This is a genomic window from Armatimonadota bacterium (genome assembly GCA_039679645.1).
Lineage (GTDB): Bacteria > Armatimonadota > UBA5829 > UBA5829 > UBA5829 > UBA5829.
In genome coordinates, this window is sequence record JBDKUO010000069.1 from 1 (window position 1) to 16,109 (window position 16,109).

General features: G+C 51.3%; 12 protein-coding genes. 5 read left to right on the plus strand and 7 right to left on the minus strand.

Annotated elements, in window-relative coordinates; genetic code table 11:
• Positions 1-532 precede the first annotated feature (532 nt).
• The 3 genes from ABFD83_14880 to ABFD83_14890 form a co-directional block, all read right to left on the minus strand.
• Positions 533-2,560: a hypothetical protein gene (locus ABFD83_14880; protein ID MEN6358355.1), complete on the minus strand. Its 2,028-nt coding sequence runs from the start codon at positions 2,558-2,560 to the stop codon at positions 533-535.
• Positions 2,561-2,643: 83 nt separating this feature from the next.
• On the minus strand, positions 2,644-3,996 hold the full coding sequence (locus ABFD83_14885) for a hypothetical protein (protein ID MEN6358356.1): 1,353 nt from the start codon (positions 3,994-3,996) through the stop codon (positions 2,644-2,646).
• Positions 3,993-4,820, minus strand: coding sequence for a hypothetical protein (locus ABFD83_14890; protein MEN6358357.1), 828 nt, complete (start codon positions 4,818-4,820; stop codon positions 3,993-3,995). Before ABFD83_14890 ends, ABFD83_14885 begins: the two co-directional genes overlap by 4 nt.
• A 197-nt stretch (positions 4,821-5,017) precedes the next feature.
• Between ABFD83_14890 and ABFD83_14895 the strand changes: the two genes are divergently transcribed.
• The gene (locus ABFD83_14895) at positions 5,018-5,287 is read left to right on the plus strand and encodes an FmdB family zinc ribbon protein (GenBank protein ID MEN6358358.1); all 270 of its coding nucleotides are present in this window, start codon (positions 5,018-5,020) and stop codon (positions 5,285-5,287) included.
• 261 nt (positions 5,288-5,548) lie between these two features.
• Positions 5,549-6,022 (plus strand): CarD family transcriptional regulator, encoded by a 474-nt coding sequence (locus tag ABFD83_14900; protein MEN6358359.1) that lies wholly within the window; start codon positions 5,549-5,551, stop codon positions 6,020-6,022.
• 183 nt (positions 6,023-6,205) lie between these two features.
• On the opposite strand, the gene ABFD83_14905 is transcribed toward ABFD83_14900, so the two are convergent.
• The 3 genes from ABFD83_14905 to queD are packed head-to-tail and all read right to left on the minus strand — an operon-like array spanning position 6,206 to position 8,393.
• Positions 6,206-7,183, minus strand: a complete 978-nt coding sequence (locus ABFD83_14905) for a 2-hydroxyacyl-CoA dehydratase (GenBank protein ID MEN6358360.1) — start codon at positions 7,181-7,183, stop codon at positions 6,206-6,208.
• Positions 7,180-8,022: a 7-carboxy-7-deazaguanine synthase QueE gene (locus ABFD83_14910; GenBank protein ID MEN6358361.1), complete on the minus strand. Its 843-nt coding sequence runs from the start codon at positions 8,020-8,022 to the stop codon at positions 7,180-7,182. The genes ABFD83_14905 and ABFD83_14910 overlap by 4 nt, the downstream gene beginning before the upstream one ends.
• Before the next feature lie 5 nt (positions 8,023-8,027).
• Entirely contained in the window at positions 8,028-8,393 is a 366-nt protein-coding gene (gene queD, locus ABFD83_14915; GenBank protein ID MEN6358362.1) for a 6-carboxytetrahydropterin synthase QueD, read from the minus strand.
• Positions 8,394-8,588: 195 nt separating this feature from the next.
• Here queD and ABFD83_14920 point away from each other — a divergent pair, with 195 nt between their 5' ends.
• The 3 genes from ABFD83_14920 to ABFD83_14930 all read left to right on the plus strand — a co-directional run bounded on the left by ABFD83_14920 (position 8,589) and on the right by ABFD83_14930 (position 15,074).
• Positions 8,589-10,910, plus strand: a complete 2,322-nt coding sequence (locus ABFD83_14920; protein MEN6358363.1) for a penicillin-binding protein 1A — start codon at positions 8,589-8,591, stop codon at positions 10,908-10,910.
• Positions 10,911-10,926: 16 nt separating this feature from the next.
• On the plus strand, positions 10,927-12,765 hold the full coding sequence (gene mrdA / locus ABFD83_14925; protein ID MEN6358364.1) for a penicillin-binding protein 2: 1,839 nt from the start codon (positions 10,927-10,929) through the stop codon (positions 12,763-12,765).
• Between the two features lie 68 nt (positions 12,766-12,833).
• A complete protein-coding gene (locus ABFD83_14930; GenBank protein MEN6358365.1) occupies positions 12,834-15,074 on the plus strand; it encodes a hypothetical protein in 2,241 nt (746 codons plus the stop codon).
• Here ABFD83_14930 and ABFD83_14935 read toward each other — a convergent pair.
• Positions 15,071-15,901, minus strand: coding sequence for a hypothetical protein (locus ABFD83_14935; protein ID MEN6358366.1), 831 nt, complete (start codon positions 15,899-15,901; stop codon positions 15,071-15,073). The genes ABFD83_14930 and ABFD83_14935 overlap by 4 nt on opposite strands.
• Positions 15,902-16,109: the final 208 nt, after the last annotated feature.

Sequence of the window (16,109 nt, forward strand, 5' to 3'; positions counted from 1 at the left end):
ATCAGGTGGCATCGGCATTTCTTTGAACTGTGGCATGGCAACCTCCTCATATATAGGAGTTCGACATCCAACACATCAATCCATGCCTGATTCTCAATGTTTTAGAAAATAATTTTGAGACAGCCTCGTCAATCCAGAAACGAACTGGAAAAATATTAGAGAACCAAAGGCGTAATATCCATAACCACTCTCTCACCGCGCTCATAAAGCCTCCAACTGGAAAAACTCCCAATCTCCCGGCTCCTGAGCCAGCCCTCGCCGGACAGGATTGGAATGAATATAATTCACCATTGCATAGAGCTTGTTTCTACTGTAAATGGGAAGTGACCGAACCTGTTCTTTCCACGCAGCATAGCGGCTGTGGCCATTGTGTTAGCGGCCGCTCACCTCCTACCGCTCTGTTGGGGAGCGTTTCGGATCGCTGGACCGTGCGCAAATACGCCATAAATGTGTCTTCTTTTTATACGCTGTGCATACCTGACAGCCGATTCCATAGAGAAACAACAAAACTACTATTGAAACGCAATTATTCTCAAGGGTATTCGATGATCCTTACTTCATCCAGATTGAAATTCAATGTCAGCCGGTATTTGCCATCGGATTCTGACGAAAAAGATTCATCCGAGCGAAGATAAATGCCCTGAGGCGCTTTTTCAGAAGTGAGCGTCAGCATGCCGTCGCAGGTATCATTGCTCTTGATTGCAATGAATGTCTTGCTGCCATTGCGGTATCTTACGACTTCCCGTTGAATGCTGCCTTGTATTGAGACTTCGTTACGCTCAAGTTGACGCAGTATATATGAGATGAGGATACGCACATCTTCATTATAAAGCTGGAATGCTGGCACCAAGCTATAGATCACTATCCCGGTCTTTGCATTGCCCTTGGAATATATGACCGGATTGTCATTCCATTTGTAGATTACATTCCAGTCGTCGAATTTCAGGCATGAGACAGTGTTGGAGTAGTCAGCACTGCGGAATCCGCTGATTGCCTGGGCCTGCTGTGTTTGGTCAATGGTGAGCCCGGATGCAAGGCTTTCCATTAAGTCTGCTGCATTTTGATCAAGGTTTCCACTGAAAAACACTGCCTTGCCAGGCGTAAACCACTCCCCTACTCCCTTGGTAAACCGGTCCGATATCTGCTGCTGGCAGCCGTCGATTATTAAAACTGGGACGTCTTTGCCATCCCTGCTCAATACATCGGGATACTCGTCAAAAGCCATCATAAAAGGCACATCCGAAGATTGCAGCTTGAGGCATGTGGCGTAAAGCGATAATCCGCCTGAAAGCCTGGATATATCCGGGTCAACGTATTCGCAGGTATAATCGCTCACCTTACTGTAAAACACCAGCGCATCAGGTGAGACAACCGCGTTGCGGTAGTCCTCCGGTAAGCTCATATATGTATCGATAGTGTTATGCAGCAGTGACTTAATCTTCTGCCACTTCTTTTCCGGGTCTTCCAGCATTGGCTCTCCCCGATACATGCTGTCATAACGGAAGTTTGTGTAATCCCAGCAGAAAAAGTCCATCTGGTGCAGGATTACGAGCGAAGCCAGGTGCTGGCGCATCCTATTAAAAGGTAATGACTGCCCGCATCCAAAGTAAACGGCATGTCTTTCGCTCCAATCGCGCATGCTTTTGGATTCAATAAAGCCGAGCCCGTCGCAGCGAGATGCAGGGACCGGCATACCAAACACTGAACTCATTAGATCGGAGATAAAGGACCCATAGCTCGAATGGAATGTATTTGAAAGCTCCGTAATGCGAGTATGCGAATATTTACCGTAGTTCTGGCAAATTGTTGCGGAGCAATGCATAAGCGGGCTCGCGGTGAGATGATCCGCCAGACCTTTTGCATGAGCGTAGCTGCCGATCTCATTAAGGCCCCTGATGTTACGGTCCTCCATAAACCGGCGATACTCGATTGTTTGGGGGTCGAAGTCTCCGCTCCCTGTGAACTCTTTCCATGCTTCTACAAGAGATTGCCCATAGCCATTTTCGCGGCCCGGGAAATGATCCGGCTCCGCATAGTCGATTATGGTCACTCCCAGATCGGCCAGAGCGTCAATGGACTTGCGGCAAAACTCAATAAACTCATTAGAGCCGTAGTCGATGTTTGGGTGCCCGTTAACCTGGTCCCAACCGACAGATGGGTTGCTGCCGTCTTTATATTTCTGAACAATGTGGGGATATGTTTTGCTGAGTTGATTGCCGTATGTATCTGCGAATGGAAAGCCATGGATAAACAGCAGGCCTGCATTGTGGCATGCTTTGATGAGTTCGGCATATCGCTCGCTTCGGATTTCATCCGGCGAAATACAGGTGCCGTCAATCCCCACGCAAGCGAGTCCGTTGAGCCCTGCTTCTTTCACATCAGAGATAATTTCACTTGGCGCAGCGGCGTAGTGAAGCCGGAGCTGTCTTTTGGCAGTATCTTGATTGCTCGACAGGCACAGGTTCGACTTGTCCACGCTATCGAACGGTTCGCTTGGATCACGTAGAACAGAGTCCACTGGAAACAAGTAATACATGATAAACTTAGGTTTTGTTTGCAAGGTGGAACACCTCCCCTAATACATGGACTGGTTTGTCCATGCTGATCACTTTATCCTTTGTCTGTTTTTCCCTCTATGCTGCATTACTTTAAATAAACGCTAAATGCCCTCGCATCGAAACCGGGGCAGGATATATCAAAAGAGTCTCCATTGACCGCGATTTGCTTGTTATCCGCGAATAGCTCATTGACGGTCAGTTTGCGTAAGTCAGGAAACCGCACACGTGCATTCCAGGGCTTTGCCTGGACATTTGAGAGCAGCAGGGTGTAGCCGCCCGCCGGATTGGTCTTTAGCAGCGTGCGGATAGGGGATGACGACACTGAAGGCGGCAGGTCCTGTATATAGACCTCGTAAGGAACACTTGCTGTCGGAGAGAGAATAGATGGCCGCAGACCGGCAATCTCCCTGTTGAGCCCGACAACTGTCTCCCACAGCTCGCGGGATGCGGCAAGCTGCCTGGCATTTGCTTTTACACGATCCGGTGAAGTGCTGCGATTGTAGTCCGGCTGAGGATCGGGCGCTATGCCGATACACTTGCCGCCTCTGAGAATGTATGAGTCTATCCCAAAGTAGATTATTCCGGTGGCGCCATGGATCAGCGCAGTGTAAATCATACAGCGCTCCTGCATGGGCGTAGGGAATACGCATCTGAATTTGGGATCATCATAGCTGTGAGCCTGGGCGCAAAACCACATCGGCTTTTTCTGTTTTACAGATGACACTGCGAGGCTGATAGATTCAGGAATACCCATGTCATAACTCAAAGATGTGTGTTTGCCGTTGAGCGGGTAGTTGTCGTGGGATGTGACATCGCCGGAGCTGTTCCATTTGACCCACCAATCGGTTGCCGGAGGCGTTATCCAGCAGGCGTCCAGAGCAAATACCGGATGGTTCGGATCGATAGCTTTGATTGCATCACGACGAGCGAGGAATTTTTTGAACGCGGCCTCCATGTTCGGTCCCCAGTAAAATCCGGTCGCTTCTTCATCCAGATACCATCCGAGAATGGCAGGGCTATCTTTGTAGGCCTTGACGTCTTCATCCGTCGGATGATGCGGAAATAGCTGGATGCCTGATTTTTCGGCGTCGCCGATCAAATCGCTCAGTTTCTGGAGCTCACAGTAGTGGCAGCAGTTGAAGCCCGAAGCTGCCAGATAATCGAACCCGAGTATGCCGCTGGACTGGTCGTCCAGAACGAAATGATAGATGCCGATCGGCAGGAATGACCTCTGCGGGTCATATTTTGAGAGCATGTGCCCATTACGATCTGTATGGGGTACGCCCTTTTGATAACAGGTTTGAACCGCATTGTCGACTTTGATCCAGTCGGCCATGCTTTGAGATGTGATAAACATTGACATTGCAACCACCAGCGATAATGCAATCGATACTTTCAGCACGCTATTGAGTCCTTCCAATAAGCAGGTCTGCATCATTTACCCCTGCTGAAGACAAGCGCAACACGGACCGACTTATCCCAGTCGGACCTGTAGAGGGCTGTGCCCACAATATTGTTCGTGGCATAGGTAAGCCTCATGCTCAATGCCTGGGTGAGTTTGTAAGTAAGATTTATGCGTGAATCAACGAGACTCTTTTTTGTCCACGGGTCAATGAAGTGCATGTCGCTATCAAGAATAGTCGACCGGTTTATCGGAGTCTTTAACCTGAGAGCATAAACCATACCGATGTGGCGCTCTACTGTCTCTTTATGCACTGTAACATGTGCAAGCGCAGCTTCGCATTCTATTCCCGGCGATATCGTTTTGCCATGGCCGACCGAGACCATATAATAGCCTGACACATCATTAGGATGGTTTTTGTATGCGCTTGGATATTTAGTATTCATTAAGCCTGAAACGAACTGGTAGCCTTTCTTTCTATCGCGCCGATATTCAGTGTCGAGATTGTATGTGAAGACATCGGTCTTATAGATTTTCGTTTTACTGTATGTTCGCGATTGAGTAAACCCATAGCCTGCTTTCAACCACCATTTTCTGCGTTCTGCCATACTGGTTATGTTCATGCGGCCATAAAACTGATCAGAGATATCGGAAGAAAAACCACTAAACTCGGCTTCGGTCCGTAGAGATGATTTGGCGGGTTTGGCAGCGGGCTTGGTTTGGTTTGCACTCTTTGGAGGACTTGATTTGACTGTTTTGCTGCCTGTTTGAGAAGAACTAGCGCTTGGTTGTGTTGGTTGAGACGCAAAGCATGGGGCCAACGTACATATGATAACAAGAACCACAGCAATTACTTTCACAGAGCTACTCCAGCAAAAAACACCTAAATGACATAGACAATAACCTGTTATTTGCAAGCGCGGCGTTATCCTTCGAGGAATGCGTCGAATTAATGTGACCAGGGTCTGCATGGATCATGCATGGATCAAACAAGGATTGTCGAACAGGTATAAACAGAGTATAATTGAACTTGATACAATTTAGAGGTGAAGTACAAATGCCTACGTACGTCTATCGGTGCAAAAAGTGCGGGCACCAGTTTGAAATAGTTCAAAAAATGAAGGACAAGCCGCTTACGGAATGCCCCAAGTGTAAAGGAGAGATCGCAAGGCTCCTTTTCCCGGTTGGAATAGTTTTCAAAGGTCCCGGATTTCACGTAAATGATTATCCCAGTCCGGGCGCACGGGCGACCACTACTGCCGGCATGAGCAAGAGCAAACCCTCCCCCAAAACCGATAAGGAAACTACGACTGCGGCCAAGGGTTAACGATGCATGTCAAATCCACGAAATAATCGGTGGAAAATCCGGCTGCGCCGAACAATGGAATACTTGAATAGCAACAAATTTAACACGTCTGCCAATCAATGTGAACCTTGACTTAGTGTGCAAAACGTAGTAATATGTATTTGTCTTATTTATAACTCCACCATTAGTTTGCGCCGAAAAACTTCTCGGACGGGTTTTATGCTACGGGTTCCCAGCCCCAAAAATCCCGGCGTGACTTAACGAAAGGGGACTGTTTTCCTAATGGATATCGGTGATACAGTCTTACACCCTAGATATGGCGTAGGAACCATAGACGCCATCGAACGTCGCGAGCAGGACGGTGAATGCCGCGAGTACTACGTGATCCCCAAGCCATCTATATGCTCCACTATTTTCGTCCCTGTCGATTCTGCGGATGAACTCGGACTTCGTCCGGTTTCAACTCCGGACAAGCTCGAAGAGGCTCTTCACATTCTCTCGGGTGATGAAGATGTGCCCAAAAGTGACGGCCTGCGGAATCTTACCTGGGGTGATCCTCTTGCTCTTGCGGGCGCAATCCGCCGGGGGGTCACAGAGCCGAAATCTCGTTACCCAAAAGTCAGCGAACAGCACCAGCTCAAGAGAGCAAAGAAGCTGCTTGCCGAAGAGGTGTCGGTGGTCCTTGGTATGACGGAAGAGAGCGTGATTGCAATAATAGACGATCCTTCCGTGCACCCGGTGGGTGCTGCCCACTAAGCAATTTACGCTTAGTAAATTGCACGGTTGCTTGTGGTTTTAGTGATGAAAAAACTATAGCGTTGTGCAAGCGACATACCGTGAATTACTTAGTTTGGTTCAGTAGCAGGCAATAGTGTATCGTCAACACTTATCAGGTCCCTTAGGAGGGCTCTGGTAAGTGGGTGCACGTCGAGGTCTAGGTCAGCTCAGCATCTCGACGAAGCTTTCAATTCTAACCTTTGTCCGCGCATCCAGTTTTGTAGGGGAATCGCCTTCGATCGTCAGGATCGGAACGTCTATTCGGCTGCGAATGATCAAGTCCTGAATCTGCCTGAAACAAAAACTCTGGGTGTAATGGATCAGCCCTGTTAGATTGCGCCTCTTTATTTCACGATTTATATCTTCTATCCTGCCGAATACATCATATGGGTAGGTATACAGGGTATACTGCTCCACTAGGTCCGTCGTCTCAAACGGCATCGAAAACTGCCGTACAACCTCATTAAACACTATTCGCACCCCCAGGCTCTCGACGTATTGGTAAAAGTCTGTAAAGATAGGTGGGATGCCGATAAAACCAAGCTTGAGTTGTGAGTTATGGGTTATGGGTTGTGAGTCGACATCGGCGAGACGTTTGTCGACATCCGCTTCAAATGCATCAGGGTTACCCATAAAATCGCTGCAGTTGATCTGGTAGTAGTGGTTTTCGAACGAAGATATGGCTCCGGTGCGCCAGGTGGTCTCGTCGAGTTGGGCTACTTTTTGCCGGATCCTGTCGAGACGCGCTTTCCATGCTAGAGAGGCCTCCCAAGTCGTTGCCAACCGGTCGATGAGTTTGCCGATATTCATGCGCAGCAGGTCGCGGTCGCGCCCATATGGATAAGCGAACGGTATAATATCGATTCCGGCCATCTCCAGAGTCTCGACCATCGCCTGTGTCTGTGAGCAATCGCCTTCGACGACTGCAATCAGCGCGTCAATATCTGTTTTCTTTGCAGCCGAATAGATCCCTTTGATCCATCCGCACGCGTTCCGGGGATACCCGTCATACTCTGCCTCTGCTACCATCGCGGAAGCATTTTCGGAGGTTATAAAAATGTTGTTTAGGTCTACCGGCACGCAGCCCGCCGCATAGACAACTTCAACGGGTATGGTTGATGTAATTCCTATTTTTTTCATGGCATATCGAGCATTTTATGGCACTGCGGGATTACACGAACGTCACTCAGCGCATCCATTGCGATATCCTGCATATGAATAAGAGATATCGCACTGAAGCCTGCGCCGCTGACGGGCTGGATCACAAGAGGTATCTTGCGGTCGACTGAAGCTATTATCTCTGCGCACCTGCAAATCTCTTCATCAGGAGTGACGGGCGCAACTACAGCCTTTACAAACACTTCTTTTTGCGCAGCGACTTCAAGAAACTGCTTATGCGCTTCCCACAGGCCGGGAACACCGCTGGCACTCGGAAGTTTTATATCCATTGCTGCGATATCCGTGTGTTCTATAACACGAGCTAATGCATCCGGCAGAGTGCCGTTGGTCTCGAGATATGTGATCATCCCAGCGCTCTTGATATCAGGCATAAGTCGAGCCAGAAAATCAGCCTGAACGAGAGGCTCGCCGCCCGTAAGCGCAATTACTTTCGATTCGAGCCTGTGGCATGCCGCGATCACCGTTTCGGTATCGACAGGATTCGGCATTTCGTCAAATTTCTGATTGCCTGCTCCGAGTTCAATTCGGGCTGCTGCGGGTTTTTGATCGCGTGAGCCTTTGGTGTCGCAGTAATTACATGAGAGGTTGCATCCGGCAAGCCTGACAAATGTCTGCCTCTGACCGCAATAAATACCTTCGCCCTGGATAGACGCAAATATCTCGCACACCCAGCCGGAAAGATTTCTATCACGAAAGCACGAAAGCTGGGAAGCACGAAAATCGAATTTCATGTTTTCGTAATTTCGTGTTTTCGTGATTAAATTCTGCAGTGGTTTTGCTGGGTCATGTTGCTTAGCCATAGGGACTATTCATCCTCGCGATAATAAGTAGCGCAGGACGATGGAGTCTCCCAGACGCTTACGCTGTGAACAGACGCGGCTTCAGTGCGCACGCGATCATAGATAAACCGGGCTATATTTTCAGCGGTCGGATTTTGATCCGAAAACTCCGGCAATTCGTTTATATAATGGTGGTCCATGTAATCTAGCGCAGCGCCGAGTATTTGCTTGGCTCTGCGGAAGTCGATAGCCATACCCAGCGAGTCCAGCGACTTCACGCGAAAGCACACCTGCACTTTATATGTGTGGCCGTGGAGCCTGCTGCAATTTCCCGGATAATTGGGAATTCGATGAGCTGCGTCGAAACTATCTTCTATGGTAATCTCATACATGTAATTGGCTCTCCTTGAATAGGAAAATTATACCATAGTTATGGGCTGTGGATTACATCCGGCTTTCGCTCTTGTTCACATAGCGCTCGTAATCCGGGAACTCATAACTCACAACTCAAAACCCATAGCGCATTTAGTTGACACCCGCAGGCGCTCGAACCTATAATTTAGTGCGAATCGGGAGTAAAGGTGAATATGAAATCCGCGTCAACGCGAAGAACGGAATCTACCCGCGGCAAGCGAAGCAAGCTGCGGTCAATAGTGACTTTACTGCAGGTGATGATCCTGCTCGGAGTGAGCGCCTCGGTTGGAATAGCGCTTGGACTGTTTATAAATCTGTCTAACGCACTGCCGAAAGTCGGCGATTTCGAGGCTCCGGAAGCAACAATTATATATTCCAGCGACAATGTCATCCTCGGCAGGATCTACCGCGAGGACCGCACCAACGTCCCGCTTAACGACATTCCCAAAAATTTGCGCACTGCAACCGTTGCGATTGAGGACAAGAGGTTTTATCACCATTCCGGGATCGATATGAAGGGCGTCGCGCGCGCCATTTGGCAGAACGTTCGCGGCCAGCGGCTCGCCCAGGGCGGCAGCACCATCACCCAGCAGCTCGCCAGAAATGTATACCTCACCCAGCGTAAATCCCTGAACAGAAAAGTCCAGGAAGCAGTGCTCGCTATCCTGATGGAGCGCAACTTCACCAAGAGCAAGATACTGGAGTTGTATCTCAACCAGGTCTACTACGGCAGCGGAGCGTTTGGTGTGCAGGCTGCCTCACGAGTCTATTTCGGCAAGGATGTCGGCAGGCTCGATCTTTCGCAGTGCGCCATGCTTGCCGGTATGCCTCAAAAGCCTTCGGGATATTCTCCTCATGAGGATATAGAAGCGGCAGTCGGCAGGCGCAATGTGGTCCTGGATGCCATGGCCGAGCAGGGATATATCACTCCCGAGCAGAGGGACGAAGCTAAGGCGGAACGGCTGCATGTCGTAAGGCGGACCAAGGGTCGCAATACCTACAAGGCGCCGCATTTTGTCGATTACGTGACAAGGCAGTTGAGGGAAAAATATGGTGACGATGTCCTCTTCAAGGGCGGGCTAAGGGTCTACACAACCCTCAATTACAAGATGCAGGAGATAGCCGAGGATGCGCTGCGAAACGGAGTAAGGAGACATGAAAGGCTCCGCCATGTCAGTGAAGGCTGCTTTATTGCAATAGAGCCGGCCACAGGCTATGTACGCGCTATGGTCGGCAGTGTCGACCCGGCCAGCCAGTACAACCGCTGTGTCCAGGCCAAGCGGCAGCCGGGAAGCGCATTCAAGGCGTTTGTCTACACTGCGGCTTTGGCGGCAGGCATGAAGCCTTCAGACAGGATATTGGACGCTCCGGTCTCATACCCAAACGGCACGGGAGGCACGTGGAGACCTAAAAACTACGACAACAGATATCACGGCTGGGTGACTATGGAGTCGGCTGTGGCCAGGTCGATCAATATTCCTGCCATAAAAGTGGCCGAAAAAGTCGGTATAAACAACGTCATCAAATATGCCCAATTGATGGGTATAACGGCTCCGCTCGATCCGTATTTATCGACTGCGATTGGGGGTATTGGAGGGCTCAGGCCTATCGAGATCGCTTCGGCATATGGAACGTTTGCAAATAAAGGCATTCATGTCGAGCCATGCTCGGTAATCCGCGTGACCAACAGCCGCGGTGAGATTCTTCAGGACTACGCGCCGGAGGGCAACAGGGTCATATCCGAGCGAGTGAACTCCGATATGGACAAGATGCTCAGAGCGGTCGTCACCCGCAGTGGTGGGACAGGCTACGCGGTCAGAAGTATTCATGATGCCCGCGGCAAGACCGGCACCACCAACGACGACAGAGACGCCTGGTTTATAGGCTATGTCCCCGGCAAACTGGTTGCGGCATGCTGGGTCGGCAACGACAATAACGCCCCGATGAGGAGCGCCTTCGGCGGAATTGTCTGTGCGCCGATCTGGAAAGAGTTTATGAGCCAATCCTTGCCGATTTTCGACAAAATTCACCGGGACGAAAAGCAAGCCACTAACAGGGTAAAGATCAGCGACACTCCCAAGGATACTCCCAGGCGAGAGCAACCTGCCGATGATACGCGAAAAGACGAGACACCGAGTGAGAAGCAGACTCCTGATGTGACCGAAACCGATTCGGATGTTGTCACAGTCAGGCTCTGCGATGAGAGCCAGATGCTTGCGACCCGGTATTGCCCGGCCACACATACCGAAAAAATGCTTCGCGGCACAGAGCCGACTTCATATTGCACAATCCACTCACGCGCGCCACACGCCGAAAATACGCAGCGGCACACTGAACGCACAAACACTTCTTCGAGCACACAATACGTCACCGTGCTCATATGTAAGGATACGGGCCTGCTGGCGACACGCAACTGCCCGTCCGAGCGCAAACGGTTGCCTATCGACGAAGTGCCGACACAGGTGTGTACCGCGCACGGTCGCACGAGAGAATAGGGGCATGTGAGTCGGAATGGCAAGTAGATCTGAAGATCGCAAACTCCAGCTCTCGCGAATAAATACATTCGCCATAATTGCGGTTGTCCTTTTTCTGATTCTGATCGCGCGCCTGTGGTATTTGCAGATTGCTCTGGGTGACGAGTTGATGAGGGCATCCGAAGCAAACCGCATGAAACTCCTGCGCACCCGCGCGCCCAGAGGCACTGTCCTGGACCGCAAAGGCCGCGTGCTTGCCACAAGCCGCCCGCAGTTCGTGGTGCTGGCGACACCCGATGTCCTGAAGAAAGACAAGCGCGCAATACGCACGCTGTGCACAATCCTTGCGATTACTCCTGCAGATCTTGAGGACAGGCTCGAGATGAGCATGAAAAAGGGCGAGGCCAGGCCGGGCTCACCGGTCAGAGTCGAGGTAGATGTTCCGCTTACGACTGTTGCCCGTATAGGCGAAATGAGAATGTACCTGCCCGGTGTAAGCGTCGAGCTAGACAACCTTAGAGACTATCCTGACGGTGATGCAGTCGCCCATGTTATGGGTTACCTTGGTGAGATCAGCGAGGAGAGGCTGGCCGAAGCAAAAAAAGAAAATAAAGACTATCGGCCCGGTGATTATGTCGGAAAGTTCGGCATAGAGCGGGAGTACGAAGACCTGCTCCGTGGAAAAGACGGCGGCAAACAGATTGAAGTCAACGCGATGGGAAGGGTAGTCGGAATTCTCGGCGAGAAGCGGTCTATACCCGGCAAGACCCTAAAGCTCACAATCGACAGGGACCTGCAAGTGGCTGCTGAGCGGTCGCTTGGCAGGCAGACAGGCGCTGTGGTGGCGATCAGCCCCAAGACCGGCGCTGTGCTGGCAATGGTCAGCAAACCGTCGTTCGATCCCAATATCTTCGTTAAAAGAATCAAGCGCAGCGATTGGGACAGGATCACTCGCGAGCGGGCGCTCCAAAACAGAAGCGTCTACAATGTGTACCCTCCAGGTTCCACATTCAAGCCGGTCATGGCGATTGCCGGGCTGGTATATCATCAGTGCAACAAGAACACTACAGTAAGCTGCCCCGGTTCATTTCACTTCGGGCGCACATTCCGCTGCTGGAAGGTGCATGGTGGAGGGGTGACATTCACCAGGGCAATAGCAGAATCGTGCGATGTCTGGTTTTACAAACTGGCTCTGCGACTTGGTATAGACAGAATGTCAAAAGTAGCTAAGGAGTTCGGAATAAGCCAGGCGACAGGAATCGACCTGCCTTACGAAAGCCGGTATGACGACAATCACGTAGGCACAATGCCTTCGACCGAGTGGAAGAAAAAACACTTCAGAACCCCTGAGCTGCAGAAATGGTACGCGGGTGAGACTCCGAGCTGCGGTATAGGCCAGGGTTATGTCGAAGCCAGCCCCCTCCAGATGGCTGTTGCAATAGCGGCAGTTGCGAACAAGGGCAAGGTCTACAGGCCATATTTACTTGATAAAGTTATAGATCGAGACGGCAAGGTTATACGATGCACTAAACCTCACATAAAGCGTCAGGTCAACGCTTCGGCGGAAGATTTTGAGCTGGTCCGGCAGGCAATGCGTGCCACGGTAACCCGTGGGACGGGTCGAGTCTGTAATATTCCCGGCATCACAGTGGCCGCTAAGACCGGCTCAGCAGAGAACAGAGGGCCTGCGCATGCATGGTTTGTCTGCTTCGCCCCAGTGGAGAACCCTCAGATAGCAATCGCATGCATAGTAGAACACGGCCGCCATGGAGCCAGCGCCGCCGCGCCCGTCTGCCGTGCTATCATGGACGTTTACTTCGGCAAGAAGAAGATCGGCGAGATAGGTCAGAAGAAAGTCTCCGTAAGCGGAGACTGATACAATTTAATATTTAGTATATTATATTTTATATTTGCTGTTATTCCGAACGAATGTGAGGAATCTGCTTGAGCGTATCGATAATCATGAGATCACTGATAATAGTCATATTAACGCTTGCGCTGTGCACATGCGCTCTGGCCGCCAGCCCGAGCAACGGTCGCGTCGTGCTCGTTATAGCGGGTGGTATCAGTATGAGGGATATCGCTGACCCAGCACTTCCGCACCTCTGGAGACTGATGCACAGCGGTTCAACCGCCCTTATGAACATTCGCACAGGCAGAGCCAGCAAAGACATCGATCCGGTCGATAAACCGGGCATGGAGCCGGGCTGCGTGAGCCTGGGCGCCGGCACATTAGCTGTGGCGGGCGCAGAGGCTCGCCGTGCAGCCTGTATCAATGGTCTCATTAACGGCATTAGCGCGGGCGACACATATAGGTCACGAACAGCTTTCGATTATGGCAATGCGCAAATAGTCCACACTGAAATCGGCAAGATCCTGCGAGCAAACGAGGAGGCTTCCTACAGAGCGCATCCCGGCGTTCTGGGTTTGGCCCTGCACAAGGCAGGCATCAAGACGGCTGTAATCGGCAACTCGGACATTCCAGGTCAAATGCACCGCGAGGCAGTCACCACTGCCATGGACAGTGAGGGAATCGTAGATTTTGGTGACGTAGATTCACCCGGTCTCACTTTATCCGATCCGGATTCGCCATACGGCATTCGAGCCGACCAGACGGCTCTGATGCGTGAGTTTGGCCGTGTGGCAGGCAAGAGCCGTTTTGTTGTGATTGATTTCGGCGACACATTCCGCGCAGATACATACGCCGAGTCATGTACCGACGAGCAGGCAGTCGTGGTAAGACGACAGGCCGCGCATCGCCTGGACGAGTTCGTCTCAAAACTCGCAGCCGGGCTTGATTTCGGTAAAGATGTGCTTATCATACTCTCGCCAAACTCTCGCACATTTAGCGAGATTGAAGAAGAGAGACTGACGCCTGTAATCGTCAAAGGATGCGGGTTCGGCCCCGGCACACTTACATCTCCCTCTACACGCAAATCCGGGCTTATCGCGATCAGCGATGTTGCCCCGGCGATTATGTCGATCCTTAAAGTCGAGCCGAGCGAGCCTTTGGGTGGGCGTCCTTTCAAATTTGTTCCACAGCGCGGCACTATCGATAAGCTGCTTAAGATGAATCTGGATGCAGCAAATCAGGGTCAACGTCAGCCCGCTATGCGCGCTGGCAGTATTTTCCAGTCTGTGGTCGTGGTTCTGGTGACGTCAGCCGTCATCCTTGGCGTTTCGCGCCCTCTGAAAAGGTTCGCAGCTTGGCTTGCTTTAATTCCGCTTGCAATCCCCATAGCTATGCTCTATCTGCCGCTTATTTATAACGGCGGGCTTGTCGGCGCTGTCATATGGCTTGTTGCCCTTACTGCTGCTATTATGCTTGCAAGCTCTGCGCTCTTTCACAGTCCTTTGCGGGCGATGGTTTGGCTGTGCGGAGCCGTTGTTGCAAGTCTGATGGTCGACCTTATGCTTGGAGCGCCGCTGATTAAATCGTCCGTTGCCGGATACGGCATAATCGAGGGCGCGCGATACTACGGTATCGGCAACGAGCTTATGGGAACCATGCTTGGCGCATCCATTATCGGTATGGGAATCGCGCTTTCGTTGTGGAAAACTCAAGCCTGGAAAAAGTGGGCATTTGCAGGTGCGGCCTATGCTCTGGTACTGGTCTTTATCGGAGCGCCAAATCTCGGGGTGAATCTTGGCGGAGCCCTTGCAGCCGCACCGGCGCTGTGCGCTGCGCTGCTTGCGCGGCGAGGCAAATGGCCGGGTTGGCGAACCTTTGTAGTTGCTGCCCTGGTTATACTTGCCGCTTTCGGAGCACTGTTTGGGCCGGATCTGTTGCACGGAGGGACGTCGCAGACACATGTCGGTCGCGCACTGAGCTCTACCGGCAGCGGTGGTGATATTATAATGATCGCCCAGCGAAAGATAGCACTCAACTTTATGTTGCTTGAAACAAGCGTTTGGAGCAAGCTGCTTGCTCTGAGCCTGATAGGATATTTTTTCATGCTGTGGCAGGCTGGCCGGAAATCATTGAGAGTCTTCTCTGTCGAGGAGAAGGCTGCCATGCTGGGGGCATTTATCGGCGTATTGGGAGCATTTGCATTTAACGATTCGGGCGTTCTTGCTGCCGCAACGTGCGCAGTGGTATTGTGGATGCTTCCCGCTGTGCGATTGCTGAGCTTGACTCAAGAAAAAGAGCCGGGAGACATGCCCCGGCCCTATGAAAAAGGTTAGTAACTCGGTCTTAATGCCGGTAAGGTAATCATCGGCGATGGCCCTGCACCCGCGCATTCGCCCGATACCTGATAGCGAGCAAATTTGTTCATGTTTTTTTCCTGCATGCTCGCACTGTAAATACTCTGCCGCGGGAATGGATAGCATGTAAAGTTGAATGCTACAGTGTAAGGCACTCCCTGCATCACTGCAATTTCTTCATACAGCACGCCTCGCCTGATATCCATCAGTGTATGGCCGATAGGGTAGCCTGTCTCCATTTCAATATTTGTCGCAAGAGCAACGTCCATCCAATCATAGCCCATCGCATAATACCTGAATGCCTCAGCGCGTGTCAGAAGCACATTGCCGTTCTTGTTGTAAATGGCATAACATGCGCATGGACCTGCACCGACAGTTTTCTGCGGACACAGGCATTTGTCGGCCATCGCCATCATATCCGCAAGACAGACATTGTACTTCGCCGCCACGCTGTTCCAGTCTTTGCATTCGCAGTAGCTTGCAAGCACATCACTTACTGAGACGCACGCTTTCTTTGCTATCGCAGCGGCAATAGCTATGTCCCTGTCGGAATAGCCTTGATTGCGCAGGTCGCAAAGCTGCTGGGCCGTAAGGCCGAATGTGCACATCAGGCAGTTGTCCACCGATTGCGTTTTTGCTGTTGCAGACGGGCAAGTAGCACACGGGCTGCTTGGACATGTTGATGGACATGACGAAGTCGGGCATGTTGTCGTTGGACAAGGATTGCTCGGAGCGCAAGAATCGGCAGCCACGGCTGCGGCTGCACAAGCGAGAGTCAGGGCGCAAACCATCACGAAAAGTCGCATCTTGATGCCTCCTTATAAATGGCTGAATGTCGGGCATTGTTGGCGAAAGAGGTTCCCAAGCCTCTCGCACTGCGTACCCTCGCTTTTGTTACCCAGCGCCTCTTTTGTGCAAACCTGTTGACAATGTGGCGACAAAGCGTTTACATATGTCGGCAAAGGTTGCGGGGTTCGGAAACCCCAATTCGGCATTAAGTTGGCGATTCGGAGA

Bases quoted from the DNA above. Each gene is read 5' to 3' on its own strand.
- ABFD83_14885 (MEN6358356.1), bottom strand. From the start codon at position 3,996: ATGATGCAGACCTGCTTATTGGAAGGACTCAATAGCGTGCTGAAAGTA.
- ABFD83_14895 (MEN6358358.1), top strand. From the start codon at position 5,018: ATGCCTACGTACGTCTATCGGTGCAAAAAGTGCGGGCACCAGTTTGAA.
- ABFD83_14900 (MEN6358359.1), top strand. From the start codon at position 5,549: ATGGATATCGGTGATACAGTCTTACACCCTAGATATGGCGTAGGAACC.
- ABFD83_14905 (MEN6358360.1), bottom strand. From the start codon at position 7,183: ATGAAAAAAATAGGAATTACATCAACCATACCCGTTGAAGTTGTCTAT.
- ABFD83_14910 (MEN6358361.1), bottom strand. From the start codon at position 8,022: ATGGCTAAGCAACATGACCCAGCAAAACCACTGCAGAATTTAATCACG.
- queD (MEN6358362.1), bottom strand. From the start codon at position 8,393: ATGTATGAGATTACCATAGAAGATAGTTTCGACGCAGCTCATCGAATT.
- ABFD83_14920 (MEN6358363.1), top strand. From the start codon at position 8,589: ATGAAATCCGCGTCAACGCGAAGAACGGAATCTACCCGCGGCAAGCGA.
- mrdA (MEN6358364.1), top strand. From the start codon at position 10,927: ATGGCAAGTAGATCTGAAGATCGCAAACTCCAGCTCTCGCGAATAAAT.
- ABFD83_14935 (MEN6358366.1), bottom strand. From the start codon at position 15,901: ATGCGACTTTTCGTGATGGTTTGCGCCCTGACTCTCGCTTGTGCAGCC.